Consider the following 14,190-nt stretch of genomic DNA (forward strand, 5'->3'; position numbering starts at 1 on the left):
CCCGCCAGCTATCGCTGCATCAATCCGCTGATAACTTTACAGTGCCGGTCAAAGCGTTTGCCGGGAAATTCCGGGACAACCGATATATCGGGCATTATATCGCCTATCCGAAATCGGGCAGCCAGAGGCGACTGGCACGCATTTTTGCCGACTGGCTGACCGACCAGCGTTGCTAAGCGACAATACCCGTGCGTTCGGCGTCGCCGGGATTATCTGGCCGCCATGCTTGCAACGAGATCGCTGAACCGCTCGCCCTGAATGCCGACATGTCCCCGCAGCAGGCGGCGGGCGTCCTCTCCGTTTCCAGCAAAGATCGCATCGACGATGGCGCAATGTTCCGAGAAAGACGTCGACAACCGATTGCGCACGCGCAATTGCAGGCGGCGGTAGGGCCGCAGGCGCCGGTGCAGTTGCAGGCATTGTTCCTCGAGAAACTCGCTTCGGCTGGCCGCATAGATCGCCTTATGGAATTCCTCGTTGTCGTAGTAAGAGCTGGCTCGGGAAATCTGCACAGCTAGGATAAGTGGAATTTCTGCCTGACTTCGGCTTAGATGCCGGGAACAGGAGAGACCATACAAGACGACCGCTCCTTGAGGGGGCGACAGGCGTATTCGGTGATGAAGCGAAGGCGGAACCGGCGCGTCCAACCGTCGATGTGAAAACGCTGCACGCCAAAATCGGCGCACTGACGCTGGAGAACGATTTTTTATCCGGTGCGCTGGGCAAGGCGGATTGATGCGGGACAACAAATGATCGACCGCGATCATAGGCTATCCGTCGTGCGCCAGGTGAAGCTTCTCGGCTTCAGCCGTGGCAGCCGTCTACTATTCTCCACGTTCAGTGTGGCACAGCGATCTGGCTCTGAGGCGGCGGCGGACGAATGCGTCGCATTCGCTCGGGGATCGACGAACTACATCTCGACTACCCTTTTGCCGGAAGTCGTATCTTGCAAGGGCTCTTGAGAGGAGAAGGCCTGGAAACTGGGCGGCGGCACGTCGCCACACTGATAAACAAGGTGGGCATCGAGACAATATACCGTCGCCCTAACGCCTCCAAACCAGCGCCAGGTCACACACGCCCGAAACTGTTCAGACAAACCGAGCCGTGCGAGCTTCTCCTGTCTGGTTGGTGATCATCGATGATCGATGAATATCGAACATGCGTGTTCGAACGCTTCCAATGCAGCAGAAATGGCGGGCCGAGCTTTGCTTCCCTTTGCGAATGCCGAAAAAAGTCGCCGCTGTGTTACAGGGCGTAGGTCCAGGCACCGAAAATCGGGATCGAGCAGTATATTGTGCGTCGCAAGACCTGGAAGAACGGTAACGAAGCTTCCGGTTCGCACAAACTCCAATGTCGCTGCAATGTTGCGGCAGCTCGACATGATTTGTGGCGTATATCCCTCCGCATGGCACGCGTTCACGATGAACGTCTGATAGCCAATGGCTGATTGGTTCAGGGCCCATTTTTCCTGGGCAAGTTCCCATAGTTCGACCGACTTTCGTCCAGTGCCCGCTAATCTGTGATCGACTGAAACAACGGCTTTAAAGGGGTCGATGTAAAGGGGCTGGAAGTCCAGCTGGTGCGCGAAGTTTTCCGTCCCAGTTAGATCGTCTACGATTGCGATGTCGACCTGCTTCGTCGCAGTCGCTTTGAGGCCGTCACCCGGCTCCATTTCGTTGAAAAAGATCTCCAGCGAGGGGTGCTGTTTTGCCAGCTGGGTAATCGCTTGTGGGATGATAGTTGCAGCTGCTGAACCGAATGCAGCGATACGCAAGTCGCCGGTCACCGTTTGTGCAGTTCGCGCGAGATCCGCTTCTACTTCGTTCACGGCCTGAAGTATTCCGCCAATGCCGGCCAACAAACGCTCGCCGGCCGATGTCCAGCGTACACCTCTCCCCGAGCGCTCGAACAGAACGAGGCCAAGCTCCTTCTCAAGGAGAGAGAGTTGCTGCGAGACAGCGGGCCGCGTCAGGTTCAGGGATCTTGCAACCGCCGAAATCGTGCCAAGGACCGAGAGCTCATGAAGAAGTTGCAGCCGTGAGAGATTGAGCATGATAAACGCAGTCCGTAAGTTTTTCTTACATGTAGTGTTATCAAGCGTCGCCTTTTCTTTCACTCATTTTCTGTGATCAATACGTAAAAAAAGGGGAACAATTAGAGAGTGATCGCTCGACCGCGCGTGCTGTCGGATCGTCTTTCTTGGCCTCCCCTTTTTTGGACAGAGTCTATTGGCTCATCACGAGGAAGGTACAAGATGACTACGGTTGCTTTTATTGGTGTTGGTCGGATGGGTTCGAGAATGGCGCTTCGCCTACTCGATGCAGGTCATGTGGTCCACGTTTTTGATCCCAACACGGCGGCTACCGCTGAGCTTGCTGTAAAAGGCGCTGTCGTTGAGGCATCGCCGAGTGCCGCCGCCGCGCCAGCCATGTTTGTTCTCAGCAGCCTGCCGAGTCCTGCCACTCTTCGCGACGCCATTACCGGCGAGAATGGTATCCTCAAGAAAGTGGCCGCGGGCGCTACGGTTATCGACTTCAGCACAGTCGATGCATCGACAACCAAGGCCATTGCAGCACAGTGCGAAGCGAAGGGCGTTCACTTCATGGACGCGCCGGTCAGCGGCGGTGTCGCCGGCGCCAGCGCCGGGACTCTTCTGGTTATGGCTGGCGGAAGCCAAGACGTTCTCGATGCAGCCCGCCCGGTCCTCGGCCCGATCGCCGGCCGCATTGTGCATTGCGGCCCTGTCGGTTCTGGCCAACTGACCAAACTCGCCCATAACCTCCTGACGGCAATCAATACCGTTGCCCTAGGCGAAGTGCTTTCCGCCAGCGTCAAATCCGGCGCGAACCTATCTGTTCTGACGGAAGTCCTGTCCGGCGGACTCGCGGGCAGCAAGATGCTCGACTACCTCCCAAAAACGCTTTTCACCGAAGAGCGTCCTGCAAACTTCGCACTCGATCTGATGCACAAGGACATCTCCCTGTGCCTCGAGGAGTTCTCGGCTTACCCCATGCCGCTCGGTCAGATGGTCCGCCAAATCTACAATATGGCACGCGCCGAAGGTCTTGGAGGCAAGGATTCCACGAGCGTAGCAGAAGTTTTCGAAAATCTTCTGAAAGTCGAACTGCGCCTGCCCGCAAGCGCCTGATCACCCGCATTCAACCAAGGAACGAACAATGTCTCAGACAGCTAAAGTCCGGAATGACACGGCGGAAGTCATTTTGCCAACCGCTGGCCTTTCCGGTCAACTGATCAATGGAGCATGGGTCAAGCCCGTATCTGGCGCGATGCTCGACATCATCAATCCCTGCCGCAGCAGCGTCATTACGACGATCGGCGCGGCGGACAGAGAAGATGTCGATGCTGCAGTTGCCGCGGCGAAGGCAGCGTTTCCCTCGTGGCGGCGTCTGGCATCGCGTACGCGCGGCGCGCTCCTGACGGAGCTTGCCAATCGTGTCTCAGCGCATTCGGAAGAGATCGCTCGCATTCTCGCTGCAGAAACCGGAAACGCGCTGCGTACGCAGAGCCGTCCGGAAGTCATGAGTTCCATTGAAGTGCTGCGTTACTATGGCGGAACGGTCGCCGAACAAAAGGGCGAAACGCTTCCGCTTGGCCCGGGTCTGTTCAGCTACACGACGCGCGAGCCGCTTGGCGTCGTCGGTGCGATCATACCGTGGAATTCACCGCTGGTTCTCGCCGCCGTCAAGATAGGCATGGCTCTTGGCACTGGCAATACGCTCGTCCTGAAGCCTGCCGAAGACGCGCCGCTTGCGGTCATCCGAGTCGCAGAGCTTGCAGCCGATCTGTTCCCGAACGGCGTCTTCAACGTCGTGACCGGCGTAGGTGAAGTAGCAGGTGCTGCCCTATCCGGCCATCCGGACGTTGCAAAGATCTCTTTCACGGGTTCGGTCGAGGTCGGTAAACTGGTCGCCCATGCCGCCGCCGACCGTATTGCTCGCGCCACATTGGAGCTTGGGGGCAAGAGCCCAACCATCGTCTATCCGGACGCCGCGACCGACGACAGGATCGATGGCCTTGCAGCGAACATCATTAATGCGATGCGGTTTGCTCGTCAGGGGCAGTCCTGCACTGCCGGTTCACGTCTTTATGTCCATCAGGATGTATTCGAGCCTGTCTTGAAGAAGGTCGTCGAGAAGCTTGCCGTAATGAAGATCGGCGACGCCCTTGACGAAGAGACCGATATCGGCGCGATCATCAACGAGGAGCGCTACAGCGCTGTTCGGGAGTTCATCTCCGAGGCGGTTAACTCGGGCGCCGAAGTGGTAACCGGTGAAGTCCCGCCCGCGGCTGGCAGGAACGTCGGATTCTTCCCGAAGCCGACCGTCCTCAAAGGCCTCACCAACGACTGGCGCATCGTGCAGGAAGAGGTGTTCGGCCCTGTTCTCGTTGCCATTCCATGGACGAGTGAAGTCGAGGTTATCGAGTGGGCAAACAACACCCACTATGGCCTTGCCGCCTATATCTTTGCCAATGACCTAACCACGGCTCTCAATGCGGCGAGCCGGATCGACGCCGGTTGGCTCCAGATCAACCGCGCCGGCGGCCAGATCCCCGGCATGTCCTATGGCGGCATCAAGCAGAGCGGTATTGGATCCGAATACTCCATCGAAGGTGCTCTTGAGGCCTACACGGCCCGCAAAAGCGTCACGGTCAACCTCTGAAGTTACGGATAAGAGCCAAGTCGATGCCCAAAACGCTTTCCATCAATAGCAAGCTGACGACGGCCGATATCGAGCGCCTATGCGTATTTGGCGAGCGTTTCGATCGACTTATGACACTAGAGGTCCGCCCGCTAACGGGCGGGCTTCCGGCTGGAATCGTCGTCCCGACGTATCTGGCCTGTCGCGCGGTACAAGGCGAGCCTTCCTCGACGCTCGCGGCAAGAAAGCTGCTTGCAGCAATACGCCCAGGATCAGATGTTATTGTCGCGACCGGCGCAGGCGTTGCGCCGAAGCTGCCTCTCGGGGAGACCGACGGTCCGCCCGGTGCTGTGGCGCTGGCGCGCAGCCTGGCGCTCGGATTTGGCGCGAATGTTACGCTTGTCGCCCAGGACGAGCATATGCCCGCTGTCGATGCCTGCGTTCGAGTCATCGAGGACGTTGCGCAGTCGCAGGGCTCGATCACCACAGCCATTTTTCCGAAAGGCGAGGCAGAAGGTCTAGCCGCCGCCACCGATATTTTTGATCGTCTGAAACCGACGGCCGTCATTTTCGTAGAGCGCGATGGTCCGAACGAAGCTGGCCACTATCATGGCATTCGTGGCGATCGCCGCCCGCCGGGAACCGTCGCAGATGTCTATCGCCTGGCCTACGAGGCGAAACAGCGAAACGTGCTGACGGTCGGAATCGGCGACGGCGGTAACGAAATCGGGTTCGGAAAAATTCGTGAAGCGGTCGCCGCCCTCTTGCCACGCGGTGGTCGCTCGCAGCCTGACGAGACGGGTGTGGTCACCATCACCGAAACCGACGTTCTCGTCAGTGCATCCGTATCCAATTGGGGAGCTTATGCGGTCTCCGGGGCTCTCGCGATAGCGCTCGACGATGAGAATCTCGCGCACAGTGGCGATCGGGAACATGCGTTCATTGTCGCTTGCATTGCAGCGGGCGCGCTCGACGGGGCGACTTCGCGTCCCGCACTCGCTGTCGATGGTATCGACTGGCGAGGCCACTCAGGCGTCTCCGAGCTGATGCGTAGCATCGCAATTTCTGCAACTTCGAAATCCGAACTCAAAAACGCGGCCACAGCATCCAGCGAGGCGGACCTACCGATTTTTTCGGTGCTCGATGATGCCCAGGCCAAAGGAGGTTATCACCTATGAGCCTATCCACGCAAAAGAGCGAAAGTCAGACAGCTCGCCGGGACACCTTCGGTAATGAGATCGATCCGGTCGTCGGTTTCGCGCGTGGCTCGATCATCAAATCCAGTATCGAGGAGGCTAAACGCCTTCGCCATGGACAGACCGTCGCGGCAAAGCGCGTCCAGGCACTTGGACCGCGATCGATCGGCGTTTTCACAGGAAACCAGCGCGATTTTCCAGTTCGTCCGGAAGACCTGAACACAAATTGCGAGGAATGGATTGGTCCTGGTCTTTATGCCGAGGAGCTCCGCGCGGTCGCCATCGAACATCTTGGCGGACGAAGTGATGACGGATGTGCCGTTTTCAATCGCACCAGCGCCGGGATCGTAGCGACGATCGCCGCACTCGCCGGCGGAAAGCCGGTACTTTCGGTCGTGCCTGCCGGCGATCGATCTCACGCGTCGGTCGTACGTGGATGTACACTCGCCAGGGTCGGGCTGAAGGAAGTTACCTCGGACAAAGATTGGCGCACTCACATTGCGGATTGTTGTCTGGTTATCGTAACCACCGTTACGAGCGCTCTGGCTCGGCTCGATGACGCTTTTACGATAGCCGTGGTCGAGGAAGCCCACAAAGCTGGAGCCATTGTCCTTCTCGATGAGGCCTACGGGGCTCGCCTTCGCCCTGTACTGCACGGAGGGCAGAAAGCTCTTGCACTCGGTGCGGATCTCGCGATCACCAATTGCGATAAGGCCGGACTTTCGGGGCCGCGCGCTGGCGTGCTGGTCGGCCGTTCCGGTCTCGTCATGGCCGCAGGCGCCAAAGCTGCCGAGTATGGTATGGAAGCTCGTGCTCCAATCGCGGCGGCCGTGCTTCGCTCTCTTCAAAAATTCGATCCTCATCATCTGACACAGGAGGCGGCGGCCGGTCAGGAACTTGCCGCCGCACTTGAGGCAGCGATGGGCGCGGGCGTTGTCATGCGCAGCGACCTTGGACCCATGGTCAATGAAGACGCCGTGCTCGCTATCATTCTCGAACGTGCGTCGATCTCGGCCGATGCGCTCAATGTCGTGCCCTGCGAGGCGACTGCGGCACTCGGCATGCTCCTTCTGGCAGACCACGGCATTTTGACTGTCAACACGCATGGCCAGCCCGGTGCGCGCGTTTCGCTGCGTCTGAAACCGACTCTTGATGCCCTTGCAAGTGTCGGTGGCGTGAGCGCCGTCGTCGATGCGGTCGATGACTGCATTACCAAGGTTGCAGACATTGTCACTGATGAAAACGCCATGAAGACGCTGATCCTGGGAGATTTCGCATGACCACTTCGAATTTCGCCGCCATGGACGACCGGCTCGACCGGCTGGTCAATCTCGACCTGGGCGGCCGCGGCGTCGAGCATCTTTCTGCGGCTACCCGTCTATTGCTTGGAGCATCGCCGGTGGGAGCAGCGGCCGATAAACTTGCCGCGCTGAACCACGAGGATGTCGTACTGGTCACAACGGGTTCGGTTTCGCGCGCCTGGATCTCCCCAGAGATCGGCGAGAATGACGGTCCGGCTGGTCTGGCGGCGGTGGTGCGCGCAATCAGCCTTTCCCGCAAGGCGCTGTGTGTCGTTCTCGCGGAGGCGACCTTGATCGAGCCAATCGGCAAGCTCATGACGACGGCGGGCCTGACCGTCGTTCCAGTCGAACAGGCTAAGATTGCCGCCCGCGACAAGAGCCTCGCCGTCGTATCGCTTCTGCCATTTACGACCAAGGATGAGGACGCCCCCGCCGAAGCTTGCCGCATTCTGGACGAATTAAACCCCGTCCTGCTGTTTTCGACCGAACGCGTCGGTCGCAATGCCGACGGCATCTATTGCAGCATGCGTGGTGTGGACTACGGCATGGACCGCGCGCGCATCGATTATGTGTTCGATGAAGCCAACAAGCGCGGCGTTTTGACCGTGGCAGTCGGCGACGGCGGCAATGAAATCGGAATGGGTGCGATCAAGGAAGCAGTTCATAAGCACGTCCGTTTTGGTGACGCGCGACCGGAAGGTGGCGCCGGGATCGGCGCCATGACCGGCTCCGATATTCTCGTCACGGCGGCGGTCTCAAATTGGGGTTGCTACGCTATCGTCGGCGCGCTCGCCGCTCGGTTGAAGGACATCCGGCTCCTTCACAAGCCAGAAATGGAAGCCACTCTTCTCAAGCGTGGTGTCGATATCGGCCTGATCAACTCTGTCGACGGACTGATCGACGCAAATGTCGATGGTATACCACTTTCCACCCATCTTGCGATTTCCGAGATTATCGAGGGGATCGTTCGACCCGCGCTGCGCTGATTGTGCAGGCGCAATACAACCACAAGGGGAATGAAAATGAAAAATGGATTTCTTTCTAAGCTGCGTTCGGTCTTCGCCGGCGCGTTGGCAACCATGGTCGTTGCGGGAGCAGCCCATGCCCAAGAAACATCGCGGCTTGATGAGCTTCTGTCTCGCGGAAAACTGATCGTTGGCGTGTCGAGCGAATCTCCGCCGTTCGGATTTGTCGATGAGAAGGGCGAACTGGTCGGCTTCGATATCGACATAGCCAAGCTGATTGCTAAGGCGACATTCGGCGACGAAACCAAGGTCGAGTTTGTACGTCAGAGTGCAGCCCAACGCTGGCCGAATGCTCAGAACGGCACAATCGACTTCGGCGCGCAGACTACGAGCATTTATGCTGATCGCGCTCAGAAGGTCGCTTTCACCCGTAGTTACATCGACGGTGGTGTCGTGATGATCGTTCGCAAGGACGCGCCGTTTCAGAAGCTCGCCGACTTCAACAAGTCGGACGTCACGATTGCCAATCTGACGACGCCGACCCAGGAGGAACGCGCCAAACGCCTCTTCCCGAGCGCACAGATCGCCACCTTCGACGGCATTGCGGCCCAATTCAATGCCGTGAAGCTTGGTCGTGCGCAAGGGGCACAGTTGGATGGCCCGGTCGCCGCCTGGTATGTCAAACAGAACCCCGACATGCGCGTCATCGAGGAGCGACTGACAGATGTCGTAAATACTGGCATCTTCATGAAACCCGGCGACTTCCGCCTGTGGCAGTATCTAGATCTCACGGTCAGCGAAATGACCGGTGGATACCTCTTTGCCGACTACAGCAAGATTTATGAAAAGTGGTTCGGTACGAAGCCCTTGAACGTCAAATGGTATCTCAATCAGCCACAGAAGTAGTCGGTCTTTGGGTTCAAAATAACAAGGGGAACACCATTGGACGCGTTCGTAATTTTCTTCACCAGATATCTTCCGGCGTTTGCCGACGGGTTCCTGATTACTGCGGGGGTAGCGGCTCTCGCCGCCCCTGCGGCACTGATTTGGGCCATTGTATTGATTATACCCCGGCTCGCCCAATGGACATGGGCCAGCAGATTGGTTGATGCCTATGTCGAGGTTATGCGCAATTCGCCGCTTCTGGTGCAAATGTACCTGCTTTATTTCGGGCTGCCTCTTCTCGGCCTCTTCTGGAGCAGCATCGTCTGCGGTGTAATCGCAATCGCCTCGCAGCACGGCGCATTTCTTTCCGAGATCCTGCGTTCCGGAATTCAATCCCTAAGCCAGAGGCAATGGGAAGCCGGTAGCGCGATTGGCATGCGCAGATTCGCGGTCATCCGTCTCGTCATTCTGCCGCAGGCGTTTATCAAGGTGCTGCCGGCGCTCGGTAACCAACTCATCGTCCTCGTCAAAGACACCTCACTTGTATCGGCCATCGGCGTCATGGATCTGACCTTGACCGGTAAGATGACGATCGAACGATCGGGCGCGTCCTTTGAAGCCTTCATTGCAGTCGCGTTCTTCTACCTCATTCTCACAAGCACGCTCGGCCTGGTCCTTCGTATCATCGAAGTGCGTGCGGCCCGGAGGTATGGCTGATGTTTCCTGTCCTTCAATCGAATTTGCCTTACCTGCTACAAGGCGCGGTATACACCGTCATACTGTCAGCAATCGTCGTCTCCTGCGGCACGGCGCTTGGCGTCGGGATTGGTGTCCTGGCATCTGTTGGCGGAGCAATCCTCCGTTCCATCATCACTGCCTACATTTTCCTGTTCCGTGGCGTGCCGGTTCTGGTGATCATGTTTCTCGGTTTCTACAGCTTTCCCGCTTTGGGTTTGCGGCTGGATGCATATACGGCGGTCGCCATTTCCATGATCGTTTATGTGGGTGCTTTTGTTGCCGAAGCGACGCGCGGGGCGATTGCCGGCGTGCCGACGGGACAGACAGAGGCTGCCAAAAGCCTTGGAATGCGCAAAGGCAAAATGATGCGGGAGATTGTCCTTCCGCAGGCAATGCGCCTGGTTATCGCGCCAGTCCTCAATATCTCACTTATGGCAATCAAGCAGACATCCTATGCATCCATTGTAGGAGCGTGGGAGCTGTCCTTCGCTGCCCGCGAAGTGGTGGAGCGCACTCTTGCTGCATTCCAGATCTTTCTCGGCGTTATGCTCATCTATTTCATCATCTGCTACCCGCTTTCGCTCGCTGCACGCGCGCTCGACAAACGTTTGGCCTTTGACAGTTAAGGAGACCAACATGAACCAAGCTGCTGCCCCGATTTCTCAGAGCGACGATATTGTTGCTATCAGAGGTCTCCGCAAATCCTACTCGACACTCGAAGTCCTGAAGGGCATCGACATATCCGTCAAGCGCGGTGAAGTCGTCGTCATCCTTGGGCCGAGCGGGTCGGGAAAATCCACAATGTTGCGTTGTGTGAATTTCCTTGAGAACTTCGACCAGGGGACCATTACCGTTGAGGGCCGCCCGGTCGGCTACAAGATGGTGAACGGCACGCGCAGGCCGGTAAGCGAAGTTGACAACGCCAGCCTTCGCCAACACGTCGGCATGGTGTTCCAGAGCTACAATCTTTTCCCCCATCGTACCGTTCTTCAGAACGTAATGATGGGTCCGGTCAAGGTGAAGGGCATGGACAACAGCAAGGCGCGTGACATCGCCATGAAGCTCCTTGCCAAGGTCGGAATGGAACACAAGGCCGACGCCTATCCAGGGCGACTTTCGGGTGGTCAACAGCAGCGCGTAGCTATCGCCCGGGCGCTTGCGATGGAACCATCCGTCATGCTCTTCGACGAGGTCACGTCGGCGCTCGATCCCGAACTCGTCGGGGAAGTACTCAAAGTCATGCGCGAGTTGGCCGAAGAAGGCATGACAATGATTGTTGTTACCCACGAAATGGGATTTGCGAGGGGGGTCGCCGATCGGGTTGTCTTTATGGATGGTGGCGTTGTGGTCGAGCAAGGTCCGCCAGAAGAGATCATGACCAATCCCCAAACGGATCGGTTCCGTGGTTTTCTGTCACGTCACCTCTCTCATGAAGGGTGAATGCTTGTCTCCACGATCGACACCCAGCAGAATCATCGCCTCTTGCATCTGGGACATGCTTCGGAAAAGTGGAGAGGCATTTTTTGATCATGCGGCCAGTCTCTCGAACTGTGCGGGCCAAGCACTTAAGCTTGGCCGTCCACGGCCGGGGCAGCGCTAGAAGTTCCATAAATTTGATTACGCGATATGTTATAACATAACATGCGAATGTTGAAGACGAGATATCGAACTCCCAGCCTCCTCCCGGGGCAACTCGGCTGCCGTCGCACAGGTCTCGACGGCAGCCACTTTTCTCGGAGGCATCGCAGTCTTGGCTTCTACCGAGATTTCAATGCTGCCGTCCGGTACCAAACCTGCCGCCGACCGCGGCGCAACTGAGCGCGATTTTTGTCATGAAGGAATGGACACTCTCGCCACTTGAAAAGACCTGCCTTCGATGGATTTCTCGAGGTAGGACCGTCGCCGAAATCGCTTCGCTGGAGGGCAAGAGCGTCGCCGATATCGAGGGTTATCTCCAGCGCGCGCTTGCCGCGCTGGAGGTAAGATCAACGGAAGAAGCTATCGCGAAGGCCAATCTCTCAGAGCCCGAGTGACCGGCTCCGCTGGCGGGACTGGGAACGAAGAATGCGACGCGCTCGTTGCGCTGCGTTTGGCAAGTTTTGGAGGGTTCGTTGCCGTATCGTGCGCTCTCAAAATATGAAGTTGAACGGGCTGACGCCGGTGCGATGCCGGCGCACGACGCGAGCGCGTTGCTTTCGACGAGCGTTGAACCGCTCCGCCACGGGAGCGCTGGCCAAGATCGACACTACATCGTCGGCCGTTTCAGCGCTTGGGAGGGGAAGTGCCGTTCAGCCCTGAAACTTGGCTTCGATGACGCGCCCGACGCATTCGTTCTTTACCTGCCGTCCACCAACGCGCCGGAGATACGTGCCGGGACACAAAGCTTCCCGACGACGAGAGCAACAGGTTTTCTGGAGGATCTCGCGTACTTCGACGAGCTAACCCCTCATGAACATTCCAACCATATCGGCCTTTCCTTCGAAAAGGCGGCGATGGTGCAGCAGGTGAGTGAACTGCTGGATGGTCCTGTCACGACGGATCTCGAATTCGATCGTATTGTCGATCTGACTTCCGAGAAAGGATTGCGGTTGGCGGCGCTCGGCCATCTTGTTTGGAGTTGCCTCAATCTTTCCGAAGCAGATCGACTATCACCGGCCGCTATCGAGCGGCTATTTCAGGCGACGATGATCGCACTTCTGGAGGTCGCTCCCAACAGCTACATGCCGCGGCTCGAACAGTCGCTCTCGCCGGCTGTCTCGTGGCAGGTGAAAAGAACGATCGAGTACATGCACTCGAACCTGGCGCAATCCATGACGGCTGCTCTGATCGCAGCCGAGACGGGTACAAGCGTCAGGGCATTGCAGGCGGCCTTCCAGCGTTTCAAAGGCACCACGCCTTTAGGCTATCTTAGAACGATCCGCCTTGAAGCTGCCCGCAGAGCTCTCCTAGGCGATGACGGCTCACGATTGATTTCCGATGCGGCGCGCAATGGAGGGTTCACCCATATGGGGCGGTTCGCCGCCGCCTATTATCAAGCTTTCGGCGAAACGCCTTCGGATACGCTCCGAATGCGCTGAGTGTCCGGTCGGTGGGTAGGGTGAAGGTGGACACGATTGTTGTGGCGCGGGAAACTGCCGCAGACCAATAGGCGTGCGTGATCCTTTATCTCCTTCGGAAGCAGCCCAATCCCGCTCTTTTGTGATGGCGTCCTGGCCCGGCGCCGGATCTTCCACGATCAACCCGTAAAGGGTCCGCTAGCAAGCTGCGGCCGCTTCGGCTTCGCCTCGCGGTGATCGCGCCCGCCGTCGGGCCTTTTGAGGAGCCATCGAGCGGGATTGGCCCGCTCCCGAAGGAGCCTCTCACATGTCGCACGATCTTTCCCTCGCTCAATCCCACGCCTTCCAGCTCTCCCGCGACCTGATGGTCCCGGTCACCCTCTTCTCGGTCGGCGGCGAGTACGGCGTGCTTCCTTCCGACGAGATCGACGCCGATGACGATCTTGAGATCGTCCATGAGTTCTTCCCATGGCCGGCTCATTGAGCCGGCCTGTGCCTCCGGCGTGCCGCTTGCGAGCGGCAGGCCGCAAGGGAGGCTGCGCCGCGGCCGGGTCTTGCATGATCCGACAATTGCCAGCCGTGCCCTTGCCGCCTTTGCTCTTCGCGGCTGGTGGAAGTGCGCCCGCGAAGCGACGGGCAAGCAAGGCAAAGAGGAAGAGGCATGAACAGGAAGGAAATAGAGGCGCTGCGCGAACGGGTAGGCTGTGCGGCTGTTCTTGAGCATGCGGGCTTCGCCATCGATGCGAAGGAGAGTACCCGGCGGGCGGTGAAGTTTCGGCGTGGCGCTGAAATCATCATCGTGGTTCATGAGGGGCGCGGATGGTTCGATCCGCTCAGCGATGCGAAAGGGGATGTGTTCGGACTTGTCGAACATCTCGATCATGTCGGATTTCTCGAAGGCGCCGGGAGGGTCGCCGACCTCGTCGGTTTCACGATCGACGAGCCGGAATGGCAGGCGCCCAGGCCCGATCAAAACCACGACCTTTCTCTGCCCGAGCGTTGGCAGGGACGCCGCTATCCGTGGCCCGGCTCGTCGACGTGGGCTTATCTCTCCGGCGAGCGTTTCCTGCCAGCCAACGTGCTCCGCGCGACAATCCGGCAAGACCGCCTCCGGGAGGGTCCCTATGGCAGCATGTGGGCAGCGCATACGGACAATGCGGGCGCTGTGACCGGCTGGGAGGCGCGAGGGCCTGAGTATCGGGGCTTTGCCTCCGGAGGAACGAAGGGTCTCTTCCGTCTGGGGCCGGACACAGCGTTGCGCCTGGCCGTCACTGAAGCTGCTATCGATGCCATGAGCCTTGCCGCCATCGAGGGGCTGCGTGATGGAACCGTATATCTCAGTAATACCAACGAGCGGTGATCATGACCGATGCGCCCATTCGCGGAGT

General features: G+C 58.4%; 15 protein-coding genes and 3 pseudogenes. 15 read left to right on the top strand and 3 right to left on the bottom strand.

Translation table 11 applies throughout. The features are described 5' to 3' along the window. Positions 1-209: 209 nt before the first annotated feature. A pseudogene (locus N181_RS02200) lies at positions 210-488 on the bottom strand (FCD domain-containing protein); the annotation flags it as partial. 35 nt (positions 489-523) lie between these two features. On the opposite strand from N181_RS02200, the pseudogene N181_RS32785 reads away from it, so the two are divergent. After that, positions 524-1,072: pseudogene (locus N181_RS32785) on the top strand (IS3 family transposase); the annotation flags it as partial. Between the two features lie 60 nt (positions 1,073-1,132). On the opposite strand, the gene N181_RS02210 reads toward N181_RS32785, so the two are convergent. Further along, a complete protein-coding gene (locus tag N181_RS02210; RefSeq protein ID WP_014857727.1) occupies positions 1,133-2,116 on the bottom strand; it encodes a LysR family transcriptional regulator in 984 nt (327 codons plus the stop codon). A 138-nt stretch (positions 2,117-2,254) separates the two neighbouring features. Here N181_RS02210 and N181_RS02215 point away from each other — a divergent pair, with 138 nt between their 5' ends. Genes N181_RS02215 through N181_RS02225 form a run of 3 tightly spaced genes read left to right on the top strand, consistent with a single transcriptional unit; the run spans position 2,255 to position 5,839 of the window. Then, positions 2,255-3,148, top strand: coding sequence for an NAD(P)-dependent oxidoreductase (locus N181_RS02215; RefSeq protein ID WP_014330974.1), 894 nt, complete (start codon positions 2,255-2,257; stop codon positions 3,146-3,148). A 28-nt stretch (positions 3,149-3,176) separates the two neighbouring features. Next, on the top strand, positions 3,177-4,682 hold the full coding sequence (locus N181_RS02220) for an aldehyde dehydrogenase family protein (protein ID WP_014330973.1): 1,506 nt from the start codon (positions 3,177-3,179) through the stop codon (positions 4,680-4,682). Positions 4,683-4,705: 23 nt separating this feature from the next. Continuing rightward, positions 4,706-5,839, top strand: coding sequence for a glutamate cyclase domain-containing protein (locus N181_RS02225; protein WP_014330972.1), 1,134 nt, complete (start codon positions 4,706-4,708; stop codon positions 5,837-5,839). A 2-nt stretch (positions 5,840-5,841) separates the two neighbouring features. On the opposite strand, the gene N181_RS34380 is transcribed toward N181_RS02225, so the two are convergent. Continuing rightward, entirely contained in the window at positions 5,842-6,720 is an 879-nt protein-coding gene (locus N181_RS34380) for a hypothetical protein (RefSeq protein ID WP_223843494.1), read from the bottom strand. A gap of 57 nt (positions 6,721-6,777) precedes the next feature. Here N181_RS34380 and N181_RS34385 point away from each other — a divergent pair, with 57 nt between their 5' ends. The 11 genes and pseudogenes from N181_RS34385 to N181_RS02275 form a co-directional block, all read left to right on the top strand. After that, a complete protein-coding gene (locus N181_RS34385) occupies positions 6,778-7,137 on the top strand; it encodes a hypothetical protein (protein ID WP_223843495.1) in 360 nt (119 codons plus the stop codon). A 20-nt stretch (positions 7,138-7,157) separates the two neighbouring features. Beyond that, positions 7,158-8,144: a glutamate cyclase domain-containing protein gene (locus N181_RS02235; RefSeq protein WP_234885991.1), complete on the top strand. Its 987-nt coding sequence runs from the start codon at positions 7,158-7,160 to the stop codon at positions 8,142-8,144. 36 nt (positions 8,145-8,180) lie between these two features. Then, complete coding sequence (locus N181_RS02240; protein WP_014330969.1) at positions 8,181-9,029, top strand: transporter substrate-binding domain-containing protein; 849 nt, start codon at positions 8,181-8,183, stop codon at positions 9,027-9,029. A gap of 36 nt (positions 9,030-9,065) precedes the next feature. Further along, positions 9,066-9,725 carry an amino acid ABC transporter permease gene (locus tag N181_RS02245; RefSeq protein ID WP_014330968.1) on the top strand — a complete coding sequence of 220 codons (660 nt, stop codon included), beginning with the start codon at positions 9,066-9,068 and terminating at the stop codon, positions 9,723-9,725. Beyond that, the gene (locus N181_RS02250; RefSeq protein ID WP_014857731.1) at positions 9,725-10,372 is read left to right on the top strand and encodes an amino acid ABC transporter permease; all 648 of its coding nucleotides are present in this window, start codon (positions 9,725-9,727) and stop codon (positions 10,370-10,372) included. Before N181_RS02245 ends, N181_RS02250 begins: the two co-directional genes overlap by 1 nt. A 10-nt stretch (positions 10,373-10,382) precedes the next feature. Next, positions 10,383-11,186: an amino acid ABC transporter ATP-binding protein gene (locus N181_RS02255; protein WP_014857732.1), complete on the top strand. Its 804-nt coding sequence runs from the start codon at positions 10,383-10,385 to the stop codon at positions 11,184-11,186. Between the two features lie 392 nt (positions 11,187-11,578). Further along, complete coding sequence (locus tag N181_RS02260; RefSeq protein WP_014330966.1) at positions 11,579-11,779, top strand: LuxR C-terminal-related transcriptional regulator; 201 nt, start codon at positions 11,579-11,581, stop codon at positions 11,777-11,779. Positions 11,780-11,857: 78 nt separating this feature from the next. Continuing rightward, positions 11,858-12,823 carry an AraC family transcriptional regulator gene (locus N181_RS02265; protein WP_014330965.1) on the top strand — a complete coding sequence of 322 codons (966 nt, stop codon included), beginning with the start codon at positions 11,858-11,860 and terminating at the stop codon, positions 12,821-12,823. Positions 12,824-13,109: 286 nt separating this feature from the next. After that, complete coding sequence (locus N181_RS33915) at positions 13,110-13,286, top strand: hypothetical protein (protein WP_014330964.1); 177 nt, start codon at positions 13,110-13,112, stop codon at positions 13,284-13,286. Continuing rightward, positions 13,258-13,467 carry a hypothetical protein gene (locus N181_RS30695; RefSeq protein WP_014330963.1) on the top strand — a complete coding sequence of 70 codons (210 nt, stop codon included), beginning with the start codon at positions 13,258-13,260 and terminating at the stop codon, positions 13,465-13,467. Before N181_RS33915 ends, N181_RS30695 begins: the two co-directional genes overlap by 29 nt. Further along, a pseudogene (locus N181_RS02275) lies at positions 13,464-14,144 on the top strand (DUF3991 domain-containing protein); the annotation flags it as partial. The gene N181_RS30695 and the pseudogene N181_RS02275, both read left to right, overlap by 4 nt. Positions 14,145-14,190 lie beyond the last annotated feature (46 nt).

It is taken from the genome of Sinorhizobium fredii USDA 205, assembly GCF_001461695.1.
Taxonomy (GTDB): domain Bacteria; phylum Pseudomonadota; class Alphaproteobacteria; order Rhizobiales; family Rhizobiaceae; genus Sinorhizobium; species Sinorhizobium fredii.